The sequence below is a fragment of the Corynebacterium sp. KPL1824 genome, from assembly GCF_000478095.1.
GTDB classification, from domain to species: domain Bacteria; phylum Actinomycetota; class Actinomycetes; order Mycobacteriales; family Mycobacteriaceae; genus Corynebacterium; species Corynebacterium accolens.
In genome coordinates this window covers 255,661-276,959 of the sequence record NZ_KI515749.1, presented here as the reverse complement: position 1 = coordinate 276,959, position 21,299 = coordinate 255,661, and the positions used below count along the sequence as shown (strand labels likewise).

Annotated in this window: 18 protein-coding genes and 1 tRNA gene; 7 read left to right on the top strand and 12 right to left on the bottom strand. The window is 53.5% G+C overall.

The genetic code is table 11. The features are described from left to right. Nucleotides 1-102 precede the first annotated feature (102 nt). The 4 genes from mgtE to HMPREF1267_RS01195 all read left to right on the top strand — a co-directional run bounded on the left by mgtE (nucleotide 103) and on the right by HMPREF1267_RS01195 (nucleotide 4,687). The gene (gene mgtE, locus HMPREF1267_RS01210) at nucleotides 103-1,467 is read left to right on the top strand and encodes a magnesium transporter (protein ID WP_034666766.1); all 1,365 of its coding nucleotides are present in this window, start codon (nucleotides 103-105) and stop codon (nucleotides 1,465-1,467) included. Between the two features lie 283 nt (nucleotides 1,468-1,750). Then, complete coding sequence (locus HMPREF1267_RS01205) at nucleotides 1,751-3,325, top strand: DASS family sodium-coupled anion symporter (RefSeq protein ID WP_023028129.1); 1,575 nt, start codon at nucleotides 1,751-1,753, stop codon at nucleotides 3,323-3,325. Nucleotides 3,326-3,388: 63 nt separating this feature from the next. After that, on the top strand, nucleotides 3,389-4,456 hold the full coding sequence (locus HMPREF1267_RS01200; RefSeq protein WP_023028128.1) for a GTP-binding protein: 1,068 nt from the start codon (nucleotides 3,389-3,391) through the stop codon (nucleotides 4,454-4,456). Between the two features lie 158 nt (nucleotides 4,457-4,614). Then, a tRNA-Arg gene (locus HMPREF1267_RS01195) sits at nucleotides 4,615-4,687 on the top strand. A 75-nt stretch (nucleotides 4,688-4,762) separates the two neighbouring features. Here HMPREF1267_RS01195 and HMPREF1267_RS01190 read toward each other — a convergent pair. After that, a complete protein-coding gene (locus tag HMPREF1267_RS01190) occupies nucleotides 4,763-5,956 on the bottom strand; it encodes an IS481 family transposase (RefSeq protein WP_034666960.1) in 1,194 nt (397 codons plus the stop codon). 550 nt (nucleotides 5,957-6,506) lie between these two features. Between HMPREF1267_RS01190 and HMPREF1267_RS01185 the strand changes: the two genes are divergently transcribed. The 3 genes from HMPREF1267_RS01185 to HMPREF1267_RS13455 all read left to right on the top strand — a co-directional run bounded on the left by HMPREF1267_RS01185 (nucleotide 6,507) and on the right by HMPREF1267_RS13455 (nucleotide 8,005). Continuing rightward, nucleotides 6,507-7,316: a class I SAM-dependent methyltransferase gene (locus tag HMPREF1267_RS01185; RefSeq protein ID WP_005280722.1), complete on the top strand. Its 810-nt coding sequence runs from the start codon at nucleotides 6,507-6,509 to the stop codon at nucleotides 7,314-7,316. A gap of 132 nt (nucleotides 7,317-7,448) precedes the next feature. Further along, on the top strand, nucleotides 7,449-7,742 hold the full coding sequence (locus HMPREF1267_RS01180) for an antibiotic biosynthesis monooxygenase (RefSeq protein WP_005276388.1): 294 nt from the start codon (nucleotides 7,449-7,451) through the stop codon (nucleotides 7,740-7,742). A 137-nt stretch (nucleotides 7,743-7,879) separates the two neighbouring features. Then, entirely contained in the window at nucleotides 7,880-8,005 is a 126-nt protein-coding gene (locus HMPREF1267_RS13455; RefSeq protein ID WP_023028126.1) for a hypothetical protein, read from the top strand. Here HMPREF1267_RS13455 and HMPREF1267_RS13285 read toward each other — a convergent pair. The 11 genes from HMPREF1267_RS13285 to HMPREF1267_RS01140 all read right to left on the bottom strand — a co-directional run bounded on the left by HMPREF1267_RS13285 (nucleotide 8,002) and on the right by HMPREF1267_RS01140 (nucleotide 20,603). After that, nucleotides 8,002-8,715, bottom strand: a complete 714-nt coding sequence (locus HMPREF1267_RS13285) for a hypothetical protein (RefSeq protein ID WP_232215089.1) — start codon at nucleotides 8,713-8,715, stop codon at nucleotides 8,002-8,004. The genes HMPREF1267_RS13455 and HMPREF1267_RS13285 overlap by 4 nt on opposite strands. Further along, nucleotides 8,670-9,494 carry a DDE-type integrase/transposase/recombinase gene (locus tag HMPREF1267_RS13280; RefSeq protein WP_023028124.1) on the bottom strand — a complete coding sequence of 275 codons (825 nt, stop codon included), beginning with the start codon at nucleotides 9,492-9,494 and terminating at the stop codon, nucleotides 8,670-8,672. The genes HMPREF1267_RS13285 and HMPREF1267_RS13280 overlap by 46 nt, the downstream gene beginning before the upstream one ends. Nucleotides 9,495-9,670: 176 nt before the next feature. Next, entirely contained in the window at nucleotides 9,671-10,135 is a 465-nt protein-coding gene (locus HMPREF1267_RS01170) for a hypothetical protein (RefSeq protein ID WP_023028123.1), read from the bottom strand. Nucleotides 10,136-10,240: 105 nt separating this feature from the next. Beyond that, entirely contained in the window at nucleotides 10,241-10,642 is a 402-nt protein-coding gene (locus HMPREF1267_RS01165) for a hypothetical protein (protein ID WP_023028122.1), read from the bottom strand. Nucleotides 10,643-10,942: 300 nt separating this feature from the next. Then, complete coding sequence (locus HMPREF1267_RS13275) at nucleotides 10,943-11,914, bottom strand: hypothetical protein (protein ID WP_023028121.1); 972 nt, start codon at nucleotides 11,912-11,914, stop codon at nucleotides 10,943-10,945. Between the two features lie 5 nt (nucleotides 11,915-11,919). After that, nucleotides 11,920-12,753, bottom strand: coding sequence for a hypothetical protein (locus tag HMPREF1267_RS01155; RefSeq protein WP_023028120.1), 834 nt, complete (start codon nucleotides 12,751-12,753; stop codon nucleotides 11,920-11,922). Nucleotides 12,754-12,755: 2 nt separating this feature from the next. Continuing rightward, nucleotides 12,756-16,775, bottom strand: coding sequence for a hypothetical protein (locus HMPREF1267_RS12530; protein ID WP_084539215.1), 4,020 nt, complete (start codon nucleotides 16,773-16,775; stop codon nucleotides 12,756-12,758). 117 nt (nucleotides 16,776-16,892) lie between these two features. Then, nucleotides 16,893-17,786: an AbfB domain-containing protein gene (locus HMPREF1267_RS12525; protein ID WP_023028118.1), complete on the bottom strand. Its 894-nt coding sequence runs from the start codon at nucleotides 17,784-17,786 to the stop codon at nucleotides 16,893-16,895. Nucleotides 17,787-17,827: 41 nt separating this feature from the next. Continuing rightward, nucleotides 17,828-18,796 carry an LGFP repeat-containing protein gene (locus HMPREF1267_RS01145; protein ID WP_255343687.1) on the bottom strand — a complete coding sequence of 323 codons (969 nt, stop codon included), beginning with the start codon at nucleotides 18,794-18,796 and terminating at the stop codon, nucleotides 17,828-17,830. A gap of 6 nt (nucleotides 18,797-18,802) precedes the next feature. Beyond that, a complete protein-coding gene (locus HMPREF1267_RS13270) occupies nucleotides 18,803-19,132 on the bottom strand; it encodes a hypothetical protein (RefSeq protein ID WP_232215087.1) in 330 nt (109 codons plus the stop codon). Between the two features lie 226 nt (nucleotides 19,133-19,358). Then, nucleotides 19,359-20,603: an IS256 family transposase gene (locus HMPREF1267_RS01140; protein ID WP_023028115.1), complete on the bottom strand. Its 1,245-nt coding sequence runs from the start codon at nucleotides 20,601-20,603 to the stop codon at nucleotides 19,359-19,361. Nucleotides 20,604-21,299: the final 696 nt, after the last annotated feature.

Below are 21,299 nucleotides of genomic sequence, written 5' to 3'. Positions count from 1 at the left end.
CTGTGTACTGGTGGGGGATACGCGTAATCTATGTGAGGCTATATCAATTACGGTGGCCACCGGTGCCGCGGTATGAGGGGCGAGAAGGGCAAGGTGATGGCAATGGCGGATATTACTGAGCAGGCCAGCGATACGGTCGAGGCATGGTTGAAGCAGGATTCTGCCATTGACCCACAAAAGGCACCCCGCTTGCAGGCGCTGCTTGATGAGGTGCCGCTGCAGGAACTCATCGCCATCGTCGAGCGGCAAAATGCCATCCGCGCCGCGCTGGCCCTGCGCTTGTTGCCGCGGCGTAAATCCATCGTGGTATTTGATGCCCTGGATGCCAAGCACCAGGCCGATATTATCGATGAGCTGGGCAATGCTGATGTCTATGAGTTCTTCGATGAACTTGAGCCGGAAGACCGCGTGGCCCTTTTGGATGAGCTGCCGGCGGAAATCGCGGACCGGCTGCTGCGCTCGCTTACCAAATCGAAGCGGGATGTCACCGGGGTTGTCTTGGGCTACACCAAGGGCTCGGTGGGCCGCCGCATGTCGCCCGAAGTCCCCGGAATCCATCCAGAAATGAGCGTGGAGGAAGCGCTGCGGACCCTGCGCGCGAAGGCCGATGAGCTGGAAACCATCTATGCGGTGCCCATCACCCGCGCGGATCGCCGCCTAGTGGGCGTGGTGACGCTGCGGGAGATTTTTACCGCGAAGGAGGGCACCACGATTGGGGACATCATGCAAAGCCCCATCTACGCCAATGCCAATGATGATGCGGAAGAAACCGCCAGGTGGTTCCTGCCGCTCGATATTTTGGCATTGCCCATCGTGGATGATTCGGACCGCCTGGTAGGGCTTTTGACCTGGGATGATGCCATTGACATCGTCGAGGCCGAGGATAGCGAGGACTCCGCGCGCGCCGGTGGTACCGAGGCTCTGCAGCAGCCCTACCTGTCCACGCCGCTATTGAAATTGGTGAAGTCCCGCATCGTGTGGCTGCTGGTTCTGGCGGTATCCGCGCTGTTGACCGTGCGGGTCCTAGACGCCTTCGAGGACACATTGGCGCAGGCAGTGGTGCTTTCCCTGTTTATCCCGCTGCTGACCGGTACCGGCGGTAATACGGGAAACCAGGCGGCAACGACGGTGACCCGTGCGCTGGCGCTTGGCGATGTCCGCGGGCGCGACCTCCTCGCCGTCCTCTGGCGCGAGCTCCGCGTGGGCATGCTGCTTGGTGCCGTATTGGGCTTGGCCGGACTTGGCCTAGCAACGGTGGTATACGGCGTGGATATAGGCCTAGTCATTGGTTCGACGTTGTTTTTAATCTGTTCCATATCCGCCACGGTGGGCGGGCTGATGCCTATCGTTGCAAAGACCATTGGCGCGGACCCTGCCGTATTTTCCAATCCGTTCATCTCCACGTTCTGCGATGCCACGGGTCTGATCATTTATTTCCTCATCGCCAAGTCGGTGCTCGGGCTATAAACTTCTCTGGCACACGGGGCCTGCCGCGCTGGGCGGGGGTAGCGAACCGGTGGGGGAGATTTCACATTATGAGTAGCTGTGGTGTGTGAATTTTAAAAGCAGTGGGGGTGAATGCCGTGAAGTTTGTGGTTTCTGGTGCAAATGTTTTGTAGGGTCTTAGCATGCTCTGCACGGACTGAATGATGTTCGGGATGCACCAAGGATCCGGCTCGATTGCTGGTAATTGACAGAGCTATCACACCCCCGCCCTGCTAAAAGTCTCTCTAGCAAAGGAGTTCGCGGCATGACCACCCCGCATACTCACGAATCTACCGCCCAATCAGAGGGCGCTGAGGATCCCGGTGCCCCACGCAATGAATGGCGCCGCCAATTCATTGGCCTTTTCATTGGCCTCGCCCTGGCTATCCTCGTATTTTTCATCTTCCCCTCGAATGCCATCGATACTGTCCAGCAGTCCACCGGCGTGGATGAGGAAGCCGATTACACGCTAAGCGCCATCCGCACCGTTGCGGCGGTGACCATCCTCATGGGTGTGTGGTGGATGACTGAAGCCATCCCGCTGGCGGCCACCGCGCTGATTCCGCTGGTCATCTTTCCGCTCGCTAGCGTGGGCACCATTAAGGAAGTTGGCGCACCGTATGCCTCTGCCACCATTTTCTTGTTCATGGGTGGCTTCCTAATCGCGCTCTCGCTGCAGCGCTGGAACCTGCACCGCCGCCTTGCGCTTTATGTAGTAAAACTCATCGGTACCTCGCCGCGCCGCCTCATTTTGGGCTTCATGCTGGCCACCGGCTTTTTGTCCATGTGGGTATCGAATACCGCAACTGCCGTCGTCATGCTGCCGATTGGTACGTCCGTGCTGGCGCTTACCGCAGAGACCGTTGACGGTTGGGATAAGCAGAAGAAATTTGCCACCGCCCTCATGCTGGGCATCGCGTACTCCGCTTCCATCGGTTCGCTGGGTACCCTGATTGGTACCCCGCCGAATGCGTTCTTGAACGCGTACATGGCCGATACCTGGGACGTTACCCTCGGCTTTGGCCGCTGGATGGCCGTCGGCGTGCCGCTGGCGCTAACCTTCCTGCTCATCGCATGGGTGCTGTTGATTACCATCTTCAAGCCGGAAATGACCGAAATTCCCGGCGGCCGCGAGCTCATCAACGACGAAATCAAGGCCCTGGGCCCATGGACCCGCCCGCAGATCATGACCGGCATCATCTTCATCCTGGCCGCCCTGGCCTGGGTATCCCTGCCCATCGTCCTTGGCGATTTTGATAATTATGACGATGCCATCGTCGGCATCGCCGCAGGCATCCTCTTGTTCATCCTGCCGGCCGATTCGGAGCGCCGCATCCGCCTGCTGGACTGGAAGACGGCCAATGAAATGCCATGGGACGTCCTCCTCCTCTTTGGCGGTGGTCTTTCCTTGTCCTCGGCCTTCAACTCTTCCGGTTTGTCCCTGTGGATTGGTGAGATGGCCAAGGGGCTCAGCTCCCTGCCCATCGTGCTCATCGTCGCAGCCGTGGCCGCCCTGGTCCTCTTCCTGACGGAGATCACCTCCAATACCGCCACCGCGGCCACCTTCATCCCCATCATGGGCGGCGTCGCTGTGGGCGTGGGCCTGACCACCGAAGGCGATATCAACGTCCTGCTGCTCACCATCCCGGTCGCCTTGGCCGCAACCTGTGCCTTCATGCTGCCGGTGGCAACCCCGCCGAACGCCATTGCTTATGGTTCCGGCTACGTCAAGATTGGCGAGATGATCAAGGGCGGTGTTGGCCTCAACATCATCGGTATCTTCCTTATCACCCTCACCGTCTTCCTGCTGGCGGTTCCTATCTTCGGACTGACGGTCTAGCCCACCCACCGGTCGGCCAGCCCCTTGTAGCCATCCTTTAATGAAAAACGTTACCATTAAAGGATGGCTATACCTGTTACCGTGCTGTCCGGATTCTTAGGCAGCGGAAAGACCACGCTACTTAACCACCTGCTCGCGAACCGGGAGGGGCGCAAGCTGGCGGTCATCGTCAACGATTTTTCTGAGGTCAATATCGATGCCGCCCTCGTTGCCGGCGAAGGCCACCTCGAGCGCGGCGAGGATCGCTTCGTGGAACTGTCGAATGGCTGCATTTGCTGCACCTTGCGCGAAGACCTCATCGAGTCCGTGGGCAAGCTAGCGCGCTCCGGCCGCTTTGATCAGATTGTCATCGAATCCACCGGCATTTCCGAGCCCATGCCCGTGGCTGCCACCTTTGAGTGGGAATTTGCCGATGGCACCACGCTTGCCGATGCCGCCCCCATCGACACCATGGTCTCCCTCGTCGATGCCTCTACCTTCTTAAACCAATTGCGTCGCGGCCGCAGCCTCGTCTCCGAAAGCATCGAGGCTACGCCCCAAGATGACCGCACCATTTCCGATCTCTTAGTGGATCAAGTCGAATTCGCCGACCTTATCCTCATTACCAAGACCGACCTGGTCGATGCCGCCGAGACCGAGCGCGTGGTCGCCACCGTTCGCGCCATGAACCGGCGGGCTCGCGTAGTGCCGGTAACCCACGGTGTCATCGAGCCTGGGCTTGTCCTGGATGCACATTTGTTCAATGCTGCCACCGCCGCGTCCTACCACGGCTATGCCGAAGAGCTGGCTAACCCACACACGCCAGAAACCGAGGAATATGGCATTTCTTCCGTCGTGTTCCGCGCCGATCGTCCCTTTAATCGCGAGCGCCTCATCGCTGCTTTGCGGGCCAGTACGGGCCTAGTGCGCTCCAAGGGTTATTGCTGGATCGACACCGATCTGCGCGTAGCCCACGCGTGGCAGCAGGCCGGCCCTAACCTGCAAATCATGCCCGCGTCATTGTGGGCCGCCAACGGCGTAACCCCTGGCACGGAGCTCGTGCTCATTGGCATCGATTTCGATCACGAATCCACCCTGCAGGCTTTCCAGAATGCCTTGCTTTCCGATGCCGAAGCCTCCGTCCTCGTATAACCCCGCGCCGAGTCGCAGCATGAACGGCGGGTGAACTACACGCCTTTGACTATCCCGCCGATCATGGTTGTGTACTGGTGATTTGTTACTTTGCATGTCCGTGGGTATAGTAAATTCTCGTTGCACAGCAGAGCATCCGCGCTGCTACACAACGGACTGCGCCCGTAGCTCAACGGATAGAGCATCTGACTACGGATCAGAAGGTTGGGGGTTCGAATCCCTCCGGGCGCACAAATGTCATGAGTCGCGACATCGTTGACAAACCGGCATCTCAGTTTCTTTTTGTTCTGGGATGCCGGTTTCTTCTTATTCTGGGCCTAGGGGTGGGTCTCCTTGTTTCCAGTAGGGCTTTTGGTAGTTGCGGCTGGTGTCGATGTAGTGTTCGGTGATGACTTCGCCGGTTTCGGCTAGTGATGTGATGATGTGGTTGTCAGCGATGACCATGAGGACTTTCTTTCTCTTCCATTTGCGGCCGATGCCTAGGTGGAAGAGTTTGCCGGCGTAGCGCACGGTGGTTTTGCCGTTGTCCCAGACGACGTCGTTTCTTGTGCGCCATTCTTGTGTCGGGTTGTGGGCTGGGCTGGCTTTGGTGCCGGTGGTGTAGGCCTGGTGTGGGGTGCGTCGGCCTAGGGCTTTGTGGGGGCGTGTGGTGTTGTAGTAGTCGCGGAATTCGTCAAGGAGTTTCTGCAGTTCAGCAACGGTTTTAGCGGGTGGTCGGGCGTTGATCCATTTTTTGAGTGTTTGGTGGAAGCGCTCGATTTTTCCTTGAGTTTGGGGATGGCCTGGTCGGCCGTTTTTCTGTTGGATTTTGTTGGTGGTGAGGACTTTTTCAAAGGCGTTTCGCCCACCTTTGCGTCCTGTTAGGCGGGCGGTGAAGACGAGGCCGTTGTCGGTGAGTGTGGATGCCGGTGGTCCGTATTCTGCTATCAGGCGTGATAATTCCTCGGCGACTTGTGTGCCGCTAAAGGCTGCGGCTGCGGTGATTGATAGCAGGTAGCGGGAGTGATCGTCGAGGAAGTCAAGGACTTCGATGCGGGTGGTGTCCGCTAGGTACAGGTGGGTGATGTCAGCCTGCCAGCATTCGTTGGGCATGGCTGCTTCGAAGCGGATGAAGGAGCTTTTGGGCTTCTTTTTTGGTGCTGGGGTGATGAGCCCTTCTTTTCTTAGGATGCGGCGGATTGTCGAGGTTGAAAGGACGCGTTTGCCGTCTTGTCGTAGGTGGTAGGCAATGGTTTCTGGACCTGCGTCGAGTCCGTGACGGGTGAGCTGTTTACGGATTGTGATGATGTCTTTGCGCACGGTGTCTGGCACGGCTTGGGGGTGAGTGCGTGGGGCGCGGGATTTCGGCGCGATGGCGTCTGTGCCACCGGCATCGAAGGCATGAAGGATTTGGTAAACGCGTTGGCGAGAGATACCGAATTGCTTGGCTACTTGTGATGGGCTGCGCTTTTGCCCGCGGACTGCTTTGACGATGGCGAGGTTACGGTTGGGACTGTTCATAGTGTCAAACATGTCCCGACTCACCTGTAAAACATCACCTGACACGGTAAGGGTGGGCTAAGTGTCAAGTTTGTCCCGACTCACCTGTCAAGCATCAGGACTGCCTTCGCAGGAACAGGGTGTCAAATATGTCGTGAACTCAGACACCTCCGGGCGCACAAATGTGAAGTCTCGAGACATTGTTTCTATTTCGATGTCTCGGGGCTCTCTTCGTGTTGGGGGTTCGTTTTTAGATTTCGCCTGTGTGGGGGTTAATGGCGGCGATGTCGTTGTTGATGCAGATGAGCATGATTTCTTTGGTGCGGTGTTTTCTTCCGACGTAGAGTTTGCGCATGTTGCCGGCCCAGCGGAGGGGGCCTGACCCCCGATGCGTCTACTTTCCGGGGGTCAGGCCCTATGTCCAAGAAAAGTCACACTATTTTGGCAAGCCTATCCTTTACAGTCGCCAGGAATTAGACTCAGAAATGGATGCACATTAGGCCTGCCTTAAAGTACCTGCAAGCATCTGCCTTAGTCCGTTGTAGGTGGGCCTTCGAGAAAGGAATCCACCATGACTCACTCCTCCCACCAGGACAATCCACTTCCCTATGCGCAGCGTCGTGCAGAAGATGTACCCGGACACTGGCTGCTCGCGCGGCTGGGCAAACGAGTGCTGCGGCCAGGCGGTTTGGAACTCACCCGCAAGTTGCTCAAGCATGCCGGTCTTAGTGGTGCTGATGTCGTCGAGTTGGCACCGGGCTTGGGGCGCACCGCCACCGAACTATTAAGTTTCCAACCTGCCAGCTATGTCGGTGTGGAAAAAGACGAAGATGCCGCACGCATTACCGGTGAGATCGTCAAAGACACCGGACGCATGGTGCATGCTGATGCCGCGGATACCGGTTTGCCCGATGCTCACGCTGACGTCGTGCTGGGTGAGGCAATGCTAACGATGCAATCGCCGAACGGAAAACAAAAGATCGTCGACGAGGCCGTGCGGGTGTTGCGACCAGGTGGACGCTATGCGATTCATGAGCTCGGCTTGCAACCCGACGATCTTGATGATGAATTCAAAACAGAGCTGCGCAAAAACCTCGCGCGGGTGATTAAGGTCAATGCCCGCCCGCTCACCGTGGTTGAGTGGACCGAGCTTCTCGAAAACGCTGGCTTAGTCGTCGAATGGACAGATACCGCGCCAATGGCGCTGCTAAAGATGCGCCGCAATCTTGCCGACGAAGGACTGCTGGGTACGTTGCGCATCATCAAAAATGCCTTACGCGATAAGGAGGCCAGGCGCCGCATGTTGGCAATGCGCAAGCTTTTCAACGAACACAGCGATGTCTTGCGCGGTGTGGCTTTGGTGGCCCGGAAACCGAGCTAGAACCAACCAAACGACGAGGTTAAGGCGCGCAACTCGCAGAAAATACCACGGTAATTCTGCTGAACTTCACATCCCCACCAGATTAACTATCGCTAAAATGAAGGATGAATCCAATCACAGAAAGGATGATCTATGAGCTACGTTAACATCACTGCCCTTTCCTTCCCTGAAGGTGCTGGCCCGGAAATCGAGCAGCGCTTTGCGCAACGCGCAAAAGGTGTCGACAAGGCCGAAGGCTTTGAAAGCTTTGAGTTGCTGCGCCCCGTCGCCGGTGAGGATCGCTACTTCGTCGTCACCCGGTGGGACAGCCAGGAAAACTACCAAAAGTGGGCTGATGCACGGCCAGCAGGCAACCATGTCGAAGACGAAAAGCGTGGCATGTCCGTCGACGTGCTGGGCTTTGAATCCATTCAGCTCGAAAGCTAACTCATCAAAAATCTTCACAGGCACGACAAGCGAAACCGCGGGCCCGGAAATCCGGAACCCGCGGTTTTCATTATCCCCCGGTTGCACGCGCTAACTGGCGAACCAGCCAGCGCGGCCTGTACTAGTTTTAAAGTGTTATGTCCATGAGGTTTTTGGACTTGGAGTCCAGCTACTTTGTGGACTCGGAGTCTAGGGACTTTGTGGACGCGGAGTCTCCCCGCTTTTTGGACGGGGAGTCCACGGAGTTTTTGTACTGGTGCTAGCTTGGCTTCTTCCGGCGGCTTGGCCGTGGCCCAGAGAGGTTGGGTTTTAGCTCTGGGGGTTGTCGGTGCCACATGCCGACAACGTGGTTTATGTTGATTTGACCGCCGGGTGGACGCTGATTCAGTTGGATCGGTAGCGGAAATGAAAACAGTTTCTCACCGTCGTGATCAGTAAAAAATTCCACATAGTCATCGGCTACGCTGCTGTAGATGGCTCGATTTTTGAAGCGCAGCCCGACGTAGAGGCCGTGCCCCATAACGCGTACCACCCCGCTTTTGTTGATCCACAGCTTGTCCGGGATAGGCCAGAATGCATTTACACCGGTAGAGCTTGGCATTACGGTTGAGGAATCGGCATGGGGTGTATCTTGCTGGATCGCCTGAGTGTCGTTACTTGGTGCCCTGTCTGAAGCTGCAACTTCAGGCAGGGCATTATCTGTCGCGACCACTGTGTCGGCTGCTAAAGCATCTGCCTGGTTGTCGGGGTGAATCCGGTGATATTGTTTCGCGATTTTTGTCCATAAAACATCTGGGTCAATCGGCTGCGTCGGTGGCTGGGCATGCGAGATAATCTCCCAGGCTTGGGCTGGGGTGATGTGCATCTTGCCCCTGAGAAGTCCTTGGTGGCGACGGCGTGTGTTGTAGAAGTTGCGGTAGTCGACAATCAGCTGTTGGACCTGCGCCAGCGTCGTCGGGGTACGAGCATCCAAAACCTGGTCATGGTTTGGTGCGATCGCTCGTCTTTGCCTTGCGTCGTGGGAGCAAAGCCCGCACTTGATTGAACTCCCAGGCTGGCGAGCCAGCGTTCGGTTTGCGACAGCCGGCCGCGATGGTAGGTGGCAAAGGCATCACCGTTGTCAGAGAGGACTTCTTGGAAAAGTCCGTAAGCATCAATGGCTCCACTTAGCGTGATGCGGGCATCGGTGCCGTTTTCTGGAGTTCCAAAAGCTTGGGAGCCGACGTCGAAGCGGCTGGCATCGTCGACGACTTGGTAGATAGTCACTTGCGTGTGAGGCACATCGAAGAGTCTGTAGGCAAACGCATCGATCTGCCACAGTTCATTGACTTCGCCCCTGGCAAAGTGCCTGTAGGACTTACGCGGTCGTTTACGTGCATTGATGTCAGCGACGCCAGCCTCGTGCAACCATTGTGCGATTAAAGCTCGTGACGGTGGTTGGTCGTAGCCGAGTTCGTCGAGGAAGAAGTAGAAGATTGACCATGGGCCGCAGTCTTGGCCGCGGGCTTTTAACGTACCGCGAGCTTGCAGGACCTGTTGTCGAATCTTGTCATCGTAGACCCGTCGCGGGTTCAGCGGTGCCGTGCTGTCGGGCACGATGCCAGCCCGCCCGCGTTCGGCGATACGTGCTTTGATGTTGTAGTACGTCTGCTTCGATACGCCGATGTTCTTGCAGAACTGCTGGACCGTGATGCCCTCACGGATGGGGTCGAAATCCGCTATCTTCTTGCGGAGAGTAATGGGAATTGCCATCCCCACATTGTCAAGAAGCCAGAGTCCAAAAAGTCACTAGACATCCTGTCCATAAACTTCCTGGACTCCGCGTCAAAAAACTAACTGGACTCCGCGTCCAAAAAGTCAATGGACTCCGAGTCCAAAAAGTCACTAGACATCACACGAGTTCGCTAACGTCTAAGAATTACTTTTCACTAGGCAAGGAACGACGTTTCAAGAAAGTCCTCAAGACTCCAATATTCAGGATCAAACCACGCAACGCCTTCGTCGACTTCGACTGCGACGAATTGGTCAGGCAATAAGATGAGGAAATCATTTATCTCAGCACGGATTCCTTGGCGCTGTAGCTCTTGTGCGACTCGCTTGGTGCTCTCCTGTGCGGTCTCGGCGGGGCGACGATTAAGGTCAACGCCATAGAAAGTATCCGTGATTGGTGCCTCCAGGTACTTCATTTCAACGGTGACGCACTTACCGTCTTCCACGCAGCACACAATCTTGCGGCCAGGATCACCGGGCTCGAGTGTTTCGATATCAACCCAGCCTTCAAACTGCTCTTCATACGTATCCGCACCTAATTCCGAGTCATAGCATGCTTTAGTGGCCTGGTTCACCGTCATTCCGGGTTGTACGGGCAAGGGACAGGTACCTTCAATTTTCATTTTCTCGATGCACTTCCTTTTTCGTCGGTTGTTTAGTACGCCAAGGTCTTCGGTTAGGCTGTCGCGTAAGTCAGACTGCGCACTCGTGTGATTGAAATTGGCTGGCTATTCCCAGCAAATAGCCACGACTTTGCCGAATTGGTATGACAAAGCAATGGTTCCATTGTCGTGGGGAATGGTTATGCCGTCACGGTTATGTTCAAATTCGATCCCCACATCTTTTAGGGCTTTGACAAACTTTCGGCTTGACAATGACAGTGGGATATCAAGGAAGCTATCTGTCTCCCGCGCGTTTAAGATTTCTACTGAGGCAATCAATCCGTCGTTTTCAAAGCCATCAATGTCATAGTCGATTCCCCCGATCTCACATTTGCCAAAAATTTGGCCCGTGCTGCCTATCCCGAGATAAGAAATATCTAGGTATCGGTAATCAGACAGAAGATTTTCGTAATATGAAACAGGTACAGACCGCTGCAACGGTTCAGGAACATCAAAAGTAAACTTCATTTTCTACAACTCCTTGACGCAAGATGTTTATCTTCTAGACCCTGCCTTTTTGGAAGATTCAACTTAGACGAGGGCTCTATTCTTTGCAGTCTAGGCCACAAGTGTGGCGTAGTTTGGCTTCATTGTTAGATTGTCTGCTGCTCGTCCGTTTCCGATACGGAGGTCAAGTCCCGTGTAGTGGTGTAGCCATTTGTGCTTTCGGCTCGGTATGAAGTTCGGGGCTTGTTACAGCGATGCTTCCGCGTGTTTGGAGTCTGGAGCGCCGTTTTGAGATGCCTCAGGTTGTGTTTCGTCTGACTTCTATTCTGCAATAGGTGTTGACGACCAGGAACGGAGGGGGCCGTCGTGGAGCCCTTGGAAAAACTGGTACTTTTCTAGAGGGATACGTGCCGGGGGATCGAAGTCGGGAGCCGTGACCAACTCCTTAGTGTGTGGGTCGACAACGCGTGCTGGTGTTAGACGGGCCAAGTAACCATCTGTCCCATAGAATGCGTCATCATACGGGGATACACCTAGCGGGGCGAGGATGGATTCTATCTGCTTCTCCCCAAACTGAGACCACATAATCTGCGCGTGTTCTTGTGTAAACGTTTCTTGTGGAAACTCAGTGACCTTTGGCAGGGAGTCAAAATCAAAACCGTAATCCTTAAAAGGCTCACTTTGATCCTCGAGGTACGACATGGAACGGTGCAGCGTACCATCAGCTTTTAACTGTTTGTGGCTGCTAAAAGATCTGTAGAAGCAACAATCAAATCGGCCTAAACGATCATCGGGCAATTCGGAGGGAAGCGCGCACATCATAAACTCTATTTCTCCATAGCTTGCGCGATGGAAAAAGGCTACATCGTCGGTATCTACCCACGGCGTGTGCTTGATTTCGATGTAGTAAGGAACTTGTGACTCAATTTCTTTCTTGCGCGCCAGACGGCAGGCAAATTCACCAATCCGTGGCATCTTTGGCGCTTTGGTAAAGCAGCAGGGGCTAAAAACTGCAGTCCATTCTGACTCGGTGGGGACGAATACAAACTGCGTAATGTGATTTTGCGGTTTAAGTAACTCTGCAAGCTGGTTCCTACTGGCCGATACCTTGTCCGCATGAACTACACATTCAACCTTTTGCTTCTTCCTGTGGGAATACTCCCTTGTATAAATGCTTTCTATTCCTGATGCCCACTGCTGAAATTCTTCAACAACGGTCGATAGTGGAAACCGAAGAAGTGCCACAGCATGGGATACCGGTGCGATGGAATTGGGGTAGAAATACTTCGTCATTGTCTTTAGTTCCCTTCGTGTTCGCGGTCCCAGGTGTGTTCACGACGTTCAAATAAAGCGCATGGTCCGTACTTTTTAGGCAAAGGGTATCCACTATTGATGAGTGTTGCACGCCCGGTGAGGAATTGCCTGTTGAAGGGATCGAGTCCGAAAAGTTGTGCGCATTCGAAGAGATCTTCGGTAGTAAACCGCTTGCGTAGTGGACCTTTTTTGGTTTTGAGTCGTTCTAGTCCGGGGAAGGCAAATTCTTCGCCGTCAGGCCAGTCGGTAAAAGCCTGGAACCGGGATTCTCCTTCCCCGATCCCTACAATAAAGGTATTGTTTCCTCGGATTTCAGCGACAGGGGCGCGTTTGCCGATAGCAGCATCCATATCGTAGGTGTCGATGATGAGGCACTTGTTGCCTGAGCGGTAGTTCCATCCTGTGACGATTTTGCGTTCATCTGGCTCATCCACGATACGTAGCTGTGTCATACCGGGAACAAAAGGAATAGAACCGTTATACCTAACGGTTGCGAAAAAGTCGTGATTGTTGCTCGTATCATCGCTGATAAACCACACCCAATCGGGATTCGCGGTTTCTAAGACTGCTGCCCAACGACGAGGAAACTGCGGATCGTGGACCCCAAGGCGTAGCGCATGGGGAAGATCATCGACGGTGGTATCAATGTTCACGTATTGCTGTGACCAGTAACTATTAGCTGTGTCTAAAGGCGTGTGGAAAACATTTGACCGTGCGGCAGCCTCAACCGCATAATCAAAAGGCAGCTTCAAAAATAACTGATCATAAGAATACGGGGCTAGCAGATAATCAATATCTCGCCGCAGGTACACACCCATCTTTAAATCCCTTCCCTGAGCGAAGCGACATAGTTGTCTACTCCATCTCGATTGGCTTTGATGACTTTCCAAAGTTCAGAGGACTCATCAAGCTTGTCTAGTGTAAGCAGCCAAATAACCGCATCCGGATTCGCATCCAACTGCTGCTGTGCATGGTACGGCGCCCTGGATGCAGGTGGGCGGTCGAACTCAGTTTTAATTGACACACCATCCTCGTGGACGATATTAAGGTCGGGGCGTCCACGGCTTGTTGTCTTTAGCGCCTTTTGCCCCGTTTCTGAATCAAGGAAGTAGTCGGCATCACGTTGGTTAATACGTGCTATTAAGCCGTCTCTTCCCTTTGCCAAGATCGCTTGAGTTTGGGCAAACTGATTTTGTGCTGGCGTTAGGCCAACTGTGCGCTTTTTAACATCCAAAGGATTGGGTGCCTTGCGCAATCCAATGCTGTTGAGGATATGCGGCTGAGATACTGGTACCTCGATAGCTGAGTGCTCAATTTTCCTCTGAAGACTACTTATTGTCGCATCGATCTTAGAAGGAGCTGTCTTGTAGCCGAAGGCCATAAAGTACTGTGGGTCCATCTCTTTTAAGGATTTGGTTCTGTTCCATTTCATGAACACATTTAGTTCATCGGGGGTGAGCGTGTGGATATCAAGTTGGTATGCCTTGAATGTCTTGGGATATCCGCCGCACCGCGAGATAGCAGGCTGAATATGTGCTCTAGTCTTGTTGTGTGTTGGCCTGTGTATGGCGAAGGAATACGTCGGTTGCTGGCGAGATGTTGCTAGTGTGATCCCGCATTTTCCTGGTTTACTCAGCCCAGCGATAAGACGGTCTGCTTTTTGTTGCTTGCGTACGCTTAGGAGTTTTTTGACATCTGGGAGCTTGGCTAAGAGTTTCCGGATAGCCGATGCAGCCTTTAATCCTTTGCCGAACTTAACAATGGCCCCGCCTGGAATGAAGCTTAATGCGGTCCAGAGGCAGCCTGAGATTTCTCCCTTGAAGCAATTGATTACGTCGGTAACGCCTATAAAGTCAAGCAGGATGTTTAGTGCTTCTTTGCCGATGGTTTCTTTAATGGCATCGAGAACGCTTGTCGGTGCGTTGTCACCTGCTCCAGCCATGGAGGCTTCTTGTAGTTCTGCTTCTTCTGCGAGCTGCTTTTGGATTGCTGCGTCGTAGGCTTCTTGAGCTGCTTGGCCTGCACGCTGAGCGTCGTAGCCGGCTTGATTGGCTGATTGGCGTGCGGTCGCAGCAGAACTTGCGGCATCACTTGCTGATTGGTGTGCTTGTAAAGCATAGCTGGTAGCTGCATCGGCATTGGCGCCAGCTTGTCGTGCATCGGCTTCCGCTTGGTTGGCGGCAGCATGAGCTCGCTCTTTCTGGGCTAGAGCAAAGCGTAGGGAGTTTTCTGCGTTGCGCACATGGTCTTGTGCGATTCGGGCAGATTGAGCTGCCTTTCCTGCCCACTGCGAAGCTTGATTGGCGTAGTCTCTTGCTTTTACAGAATCGCCATAGGCGGCATAGTAGGACTGTTGGGCTTTAGCTGCGCTTTCGGATGCTTTTTGTGCTGCGGAAAAACCCTGTTGAAGTAGAGCGTTGATACTATCGTTGTAAACTGTGCGCTCGGCATCATCGCCAGACTTTCGAAAAGCTTCAACAGAGACAAATTCGTTGAGCATGGCTCGGTCGCCGAGCACAGCTGCTTCTGCAGAAGCTTTAAGTTCGGGTCCACCGGTTCTTGCGAGTTCGTAGGCTTGACGTTGTTGGTCTTCATATCGAGCTTTTTCAAAGCCGCCTTCAACGACAAAATCGACAAGGTCATCGTAGGTTCCAGAAGAAATGGCTGCGTCAGCTTTTTCCTTAACGGTATTGCCGCCGGCATCACGAAGCTGCCAAGCTTGTCTAGTTAGTTCCGGGACTTTCATAGTGTGAACAGTCTCGTTAAGGAACGTGTCTAACTCTGCTGGAGGATCTTCGATATGCTCGTCGGCAGCTTTGCGGATTTCTGGGTTGGGATCTGCCTGCCACAAGAATTGGGCCTTGGTGACATTGTCTTGGTACTTAAGGGAGTCGAAAGACTTCACGAAGGCCAAAAGGTCTTCTTGAGATCCGGTTTGGAGTGCGACTTGAGCGCCGCCTTGGACCATGGAATCGCCTACTTGTAAAGCAGAGACTGTAAGTTGCTGGACTTTTGCAGTATCGATGCTCTCCTCAGGAACTTGCGCTAGAGAGGCAAGTTCTGTCAGATCTGCTTGCAGGCGTTGTTTTTCTTCCTTGTTATCGTGGACTACCTTATCTTGTGCATCTTCGAGTTCACGTGCATATACTGCTTGGTCTTTGAGGTATTGGGCTTCTTGTTCTTGGCGCTGGGTGGCAGCTTCTTGAGAAAGCTTGGCGATGTCATTAGCGAGGTTGATGGCCTCGATGGATTTTATGGCTGCTTCTTGGGCTGATTGAGCATTAGCGCCGGCTCGTTGTGCGGCGGCAGAGGCATTGCCGGCTTCTCGTGCTGCGTCTTCTGCGGCTTGGGCGCTTTTATTTGCGTGGTCGGCGGCTTGTCGAGCTGCTGTACGGGCTTTTTGTACTAGCTCGGTAATCTGATTGACGATTCCATCGACTTCGTTAGAGGCTGCGCGTGCTCGAGAGGCTGCTGCACGTGCTCGTGCGGCACCTGCTCGTGCTTCTGCAGCGGCTTGGTCACCGGCTCCTGCGGCGGCTGCTGCTTCGGATGCAGCGGCTGCTGCCGCATCAGCATTGTTTGCAGCGCTGGCTGCGGCGCCGCTGGCGGTGCGGGCAAAACCGGCAGCGGCGTCTGCGTGGACAAAAGATTGCGCGGCTTTGTCAGCAGCCCGTGCAGCATCACGAGCTTGTTCGGCTGCTTGGCGCGCTTGAGATGCCATGGAGGCGTCATAGCCTGCTGCAGAAGCACGGGATGCTGCTTCTTGGGCTGCAATACGCGCCCGAGAAGCAGCAGAGGCTGCACGAGCTAGAGCATCGGCAGTTTGCGCTAAGGCTTGTCGTGCTTCTGCTGCTGCAGCCACTGCGTTATCGGCTACTTGGGCAGACTGGTTAGCAAGCTTTCCTGCCGACGCTGCGGCATTGTCTGCCCTTACTTGTGCTGCATCGGCGGCTAGTGCCTCATCTTTTGCTTTTTGAGTAGCCTGTCGAGATGCCTCTGTTGCCCGTCTGGCTTGGTCAGCGTTTGTTGCAGCGAAGCTTGCGGCACGCTGGGCTTTATCGGACTCTTCGATAGCGGTATCGACCAGTTCGGTAATACTCATCTTCTCTGAGTCTTGGGCTGCATCAACAAACTGCCCATAGCGAAGATACGACTCAATTGCTGTATCTGTATCTGTCATCAGTGCTTCAGAAGCGCCTGCAGCAACTGATGGAAGTGGGGATCGGGAAAGTTCGTAGACTTCGCGTCGTTTATCATCCCAGCGAGCTTTATCTGCACCTGTAGCTGCAAACTCGCTTAGGGCTTCTTCAGTGTCTGTAGATAGTGCCTGTTCGGCTGCTGCTTTAAGGACACTTCCTTCTGATGCTTGGGTAGCTTTCCACGCTGTGGCACGATCATCTTCGGTTTGGGCTGTTTGCCACCCAGTATCGATAAAGTTGCTAAGACTGTCGATATCACCTGCATCGAGTGCCTGTTTGGCTGCGTTTTGAACGTTTTCTTCAGATAGTGAAGAGATTGTCACTACTATGTGGCGAAGGTCCAGGGTGCGGGCCTCATCCATGCCTGATTTCGTATAAGCAGATAATTCTTCTTGCCCACCGCGAAGTACTTCTTCAGCAGCTGCCTGCGAGGCAGGGAAGTTGGTGCTCACCATTTCAATGGCATAGTTTCTCGCTTGCTGTTCATCAGCAATCTCAGCGCCTAGATCACGTTGATCTGCTTGGGCAAGCGCATGCGCTGACGAAAGACTTAGTCCTACTGCAGCAGCGGTGATGGCGGACATGATTTTTCGAGCGCAATGTGTCATTGTCTTCGCAGGGTGATGATGCTTGTAGCGCATGTGCGGACTTTCTTATCTAAAGGTATGGGGTTAACTGGGCGCTATGCGCTACAGCGACAGCAGCCTGAAGAAAGGCAGGCATACACAGTGGCGGCCCTTTTATTACATGTTTTGCGTTTACTTCCCGGGTAGGGCAAGGCCCTGGTCAATAAACCACACCGATTCACTCGTGCGAGAAGTGGTGGTCGCAATCTTTTGCGTCCCACTTGCTGTGAGAACACGATTTTGATTTAATGCCGAGGCAAGGCGAGTTCCTGTGGGGATTTCTGCCACACTCGCAGGACACCACGTTGCGCCTTTGGCGTTCGGGTTGCTTTGAACAGATACTGATCCGTTAGATTGCATGGTCAAGTAGACGCCCGAGTATGCAGCTGCTTCCAAGGACAGGCACTGAGAGCCATCGCGGGCTGGGACTACTTTAAAAGACGCATCGAGGCGATCATTAAAGCCTGAGTTTCTATCTATGCTTGATAGTTCTACTCCAGACCACGACAACCGCAGTATTTTTCCGCCTGCATACCGTCCAGCAGCACGCATACTGATCACGTGTGGGTTGACTGTATCCACGCTAAGGTCGCCAGTGCCAGCACCATTTGAGGTCGCCACCGGGGTAACCTGCATTTCAACAACAGTAGAACGATTATGTCCGACGTCGATGCTTTGGATTTTTCCTGGTTCCACTACTCTCTGCCAGTACACTTCACCATCGGGCAATTTAAAGGCCACTGAAACCGGCACTTTTAAGCGATTGACAACTCCATACGATCCCGTAATGTTCACGGCCACCCAGCCTGTGGGCTTTGTAAGGAAAAAGCACGCTTTAGAGTTTTCCAGCTCGGAAGAATCAATACGCACATACTCCGCGCCAGTAGCACAGTCTTTTTGAACGAGGCCACCGTCACCTGCTGTGACGGTCACAGGTATTCCCGCTAGTGCAGGAGAGGTAGCAAGACCAGCAGAAACTATGCAGGTAAGCACTCCAATAGATAAGCGTTGAACAAAAGAGTTCACAATAGGCTCCTTGAATCTAGATACATGGATAAACACTGTGGCTACTGTGCCAACGGGATATACGTCGTCGAGGAAGAGTCAATTGTTGAACGCACAGTTCCGGCAAACTTGCTCCATACCTGTGAACCAATGTGATCGGAGCTAAAAGGACCTTGAACCTTTGAGGTCTGTGTCGGACCAAAGGATTCAACTACGAGACGAACCCATGTTTTGTCAGAGCCGGTGTAGGAAGTTTCTACGCTGTCGTTGTCAAAGACAACATTGTCATCACCGGCATTGGGGGAAGTTACTTCATCGAATCGGATGTTTAGTGTTCTGCCGCCGCCTTCAGGATGATCGCTAGCAGTAACCAGTGAGAATCCCTCATCAGAGATACGTTCTACGGTTACTTTGCTTTTAGCTCCGCCCACACCGGTAAAAGTGCATACAGAGCCCTCGGTAATTTCGTCAGGACACCCTGAGAGGGGAAAGTATTTATCCATGTTTTGGATAACCTCTCGATAGACCCCGGCTGCATGCCACCGCTTGAAGTCGGCGGTGTTAAACAGTGGATAAATCTGACGGTAGCTTGAAATATTTTGATTGTCATAAGCCTCTAGGGCCTTGCCAGTAGGCTTAAAATACTGAATAGATCCGCCCTGGAAATCCTGCTTTATGCCTCCGCCTGCAGCGTATTTTTCCGATGTGGGAAACTTCAAAGAGCTACGTTCCCATCCCTGACTTCCCCAGAAATCCCGAATGGGGCCAGAAATACTGTGGCCTCCGCTAGCTTGTGACCAGTAAATAGATCCGCCTTGAAAATGGTTGTAGCGCCCAGTCTTTTCCGGGGTAAGCAACTCATCGGTGGTTGGGTACCCTAGCTCACCGGTCTCCCAGCCTTGCTGAGCCCATTTATCGCGAATGCCTCCCCACACTTGATGAGCATCAGTCTCTGGCGACCAGTAGATAGACCCGCCCTGAAAATGATTGAACCGCCCCTTACCATCAGGGGTCTTCAACTCATCCGTAATGGGATATCACAAGGCCGCGCCTTCCCAGCCAAGATCTCCCCACTTATTGCGAATACGCCCACCCACTTGGTGAGCAATTCCATTATCAACACCAGCATGCCAATAAATGGAGGCATCCTTAGCAAACACCTGGAACCGACCATTATTTTTAGCTACACGCTCATCAGTTGTAGCGTCACCAAAAGTCTGCCACCCACCAAGCCGGTGATACGCCTCTTCAATACGGCCACCAATCCAATGGCCGTGAAAAACCTTGGCGCTTGAAACACCAGCACCAGCAAAAGTAACACTGGCACATACCGCAATAGTTGCAGTCAACTTCTTAGCGAATTTCATCCGTAGCCCTTTCCCGCCACCGCATTTAAAAACAGCTAAACACCAGATAATTGACAGATAAGGTTAGGGTAGCCTTATACATACGGGTAGTCCATAGTTAAATATTTAGGAACTTTCTTAAAGGTCAAGTCCGGTGGAGTGGTGTATCTGTCCTTTCTGAATCTGTGAATCGGGGGACAGTGTCAGGGTCGGTGTTGGGGTCCGGCTCGGGGTTGATGTTGGCTCATTAGGAGGCTGCCTCGATGGTGTCTTCGTCGTTGGTGTGGATGGTGTTGGTAGCTATCAGGCGTCGGGTGTGTTCCAAGCTTGCTAGTGACATATAGCGTTTCTGCTGAATCCAGTCGTCATGCTGTTCAGCTAGTATCGCGCCGACGAGGCGTATGATAGCTGCGCGGTTGGGAAAGATTCCTACAACGTCGGTACGCCGCCTGATTTCACGGTTCAAACGCTCCGTTGGATTATTGGACCATACCTTCGTCCATACAGCTTTGGGCGTGGTTGTAAACGCGAGAATCTCATCTAATGATTCTTCCAGGTAGTCAGCTGCGTCGGGGAAACGCTGCGTGCAGAAATCTACGACTTGGCGGGCTTGGTCCCAGGTAGCTTGCGCGTCGGTTTGCTGGAAGATGGAGTGAAACATTCCCGATAGTGTTGTCCACTGGCGTTTTGACACTTTTGACGACAAGTTCTTAGCAAAATGTGTCCGGCAGCGTTGCCAACCTGCAGTAGGCAGTACTTGACCAACAGCTGCTTGGATTCCTAGGTGCGCATCGCTGGTGACGAGATAGACTTCGCCAAGACCACGGGCTTTGAGGTCTTGGAAGAATCCGGTCCATGATTCCACGGATTCTGATGTTGCGACCTGCATGCCTAGTAGTTCACGGTAGCCGTCGTTGTTAACACCGGTAGCGATAAGCACACTGGTTTTAACGACCCGTCCGCCTTCGCGGACTTTCATGGTCAACGCGTCACAGGACAAGTAGTAATACGGTCCTGAATCCAGTGGGCGGGCTCTAAAGTCAGCGACCATCTCGTCAAGTTCTTTGGCCATGTCAGAAACTTGTGATTTCGACAGATTGTTAATACCCAGCGTGGCCACCAAATCATTCATGCGTCTAGTGGAGACCCCTTTGAGATAACACGTGGCTATCACGGTAGTCAGGGCTCTTTCGGTGCGTGTGCGCCTTTCTAAGAGCCAGTCGGGAAAGAATGCGCCGTGACGTAGCTTCGGGATAGCAACATCAATGCTGCCTACCCTGGTGTCTAAGGAGCGGTGACGGTAGCCATTGCGGGTATTAGTCCGTTGTGGAGATACCGTGGCGTAATCAGCGCCGCAGACCGTGTCAGCCTGAGCTGAAAGTATCTGGTTAATGAAGTCTGTCAGCATCTGGCGCATCAAGTCTGGGGAGGCTTGGGTGAGCAATTCTTCCAGATACGCAGTGGGATCGATATGATGGGGGTTAGCGGCCATCGCGGTTATATTCCTTTCGAGGATAGGTTGAAGTTGATTCGAAAGGTACCCGTGATGGTCGCCTTATTGTGCACCGGCACGAGGCTTACCACGGGTTACAGATACACCACACTAATGGACGCAACCTTCTTAAAACCTAAATAATTCACCAAAACGCCAGGTAACACATGCACAGCCTTGATTTTCAAATCCTGGAACGACACTCGAACCAACCTATATGGGGGTATATTAGACCCTAATCTAAACATTCATGCTGCACATACAGTCTCGACAGTGTAAGAAACTGAGAGCTTCCGCCCCATTTGGGCAAGGTGGGGGTCTCGGTGTTACGCCTTGTAGTTGTCTCTGTAATCTGGTAAGAGGCAGCGAAGGTCATGTATGGGGGTATTAATTTCGTGGGGTGGGCCTAGGCAAAAGCCAGCCTCAACAATCCCACACAAGAATGGCGCACCAGAAAAGACATCGTCTGGGACAGAAGGCAAAGTCACCATCCGCTACGACGGCAAACTCTTCCACCTAGGCATCGGGCGCGCATTCAAGAAACAAAAATCCTCATGGCCATCGCCGACAACCACATCACTAGCTGCGACCGGAGAAATCATCACCGAGCACTACATCGACACAGCCCGCGACTACCAAAAGCCCTACTGGAAAAAAGGGGACCCACCCCTAAACCCCAAATAACAAGAAAACCGG

What these genes read in the sequence shown, in the direction of transcription:
- mgtE (WP_034666766.1), top strand. Translation starts at nt 103, where the DNA reads ATGGCGGATATTACTGAGCAGGCCAGCGATACGGTCGAGGCATGGTTG.
- HMPREF1267_RS01205 (WP_023028129.1), top strand. Translation starts at nt 1,751, where the DNA reads ATGACCACCCCGCATACTCACGAATCTACCGCCCAATCAGAGGGCGCT.
- HMPREF1267_RS01200 (WP_023028128.1), top strand. Translation starts at nt 3,389, where the DNA reads ATGGCTATACCTGTTACCGTGCTGTCCGGATTCTTAGGCAGCGGAAAG.
- HMPREF1267_RS01190 (WP_034666960.1), bottom strand. Translation starts at nt 5,956, where the DNA reads ATGAACAGTCCCAACCGTAACCTCGCCATCGTCAAAGCAGTCCGCGGG.
- HMPREF1267_RS01185 (WP_005280722.1), top strand. Translation starts at nt 6,507, where the DNA reads ATGACTCACTCCTCCCACCAGGACAATCCACTTCCCTATGCGCAGCGT.
- HMPREF1267_RS01180 (WP_005276388.1), top strand. Translation starts at nt 7,449, where the DNA reads ATGAGCTACGTTAACATCACTGCCCTTTCCTTCCCTGAAGGTGCTGGC.
- HMPREF1267_RS13455 (WP_023028126.1), top strand. Translation starts at nt 7,880, where the DNA reads ATGTCCATGAGGTTTTTGGACTTGGAGTCCAGCTACTTTGTGGACTCG.
- HMPREF1267_RS13280 (WP_023028124.1), bottom strand. Translation starts at nt 9,494, where the DNA reads ATGGCAATTCCCATTACTCTCCGCAAGAAGATAGCGGATTTCGACCCC.
- HMPREF1267_RS01170 (WP_023028123.1), bottom strand. Translation starts at nt 10,135, where the DNA reads ATGAAAATTGAAGGTACCTGTCCCTTGCCCGTACAACCCGGAATGACG.
- HMPREF1267_RS01165 (WP_023028122.1), bottom strand. Translation starts at nt 10,642, where the DNA reads ATGAAGTTTACTTTTGATGTTCCTGAACCGTTGCAGCGGTCTGTACCT.
- HMPREF1267_RS13275 (WP_023028121.1), bottom strand. Translation starts at nt 11,914, where the DNA reads ATGACGAAGTATTTCTACCCCAATTCCATCGCACCGGTATCCCATGCT.
- HMPREF1267_RS01155 (WP_023028120.1), bottom strand. Translation starts at nt 12,753, where the DNA reads ATGGGTGTGTACCTGCGGCGAGATATTGATTATCTGCTAGCCCCGTAT.
- HMPREF1267_RS12530 (WP_084539215.1), bottom strand. Translation starts at nt 16,775, where the DNA reads ATGCGCTACAAGCATCATCACCCTGCGAAGACAATGACACATTGCGCT.
- HMPREF1267_RS13270 (WP_232215087.1), bottom strand. Translation starts at nt 19,132, where the DNA reads ATGAAATTCGCTAAGAAGTTGACTGCAACTATTGCGGTATGTGCCAGT.
- HMPREF1267_RS01140 (WP_023028115.1), bottom strand. Translation starts at nt 20,603, where the DNA reads ATGGCCGCTAACCCCCATCATATCGATCCCACTGCGTATCTGGAAGAA.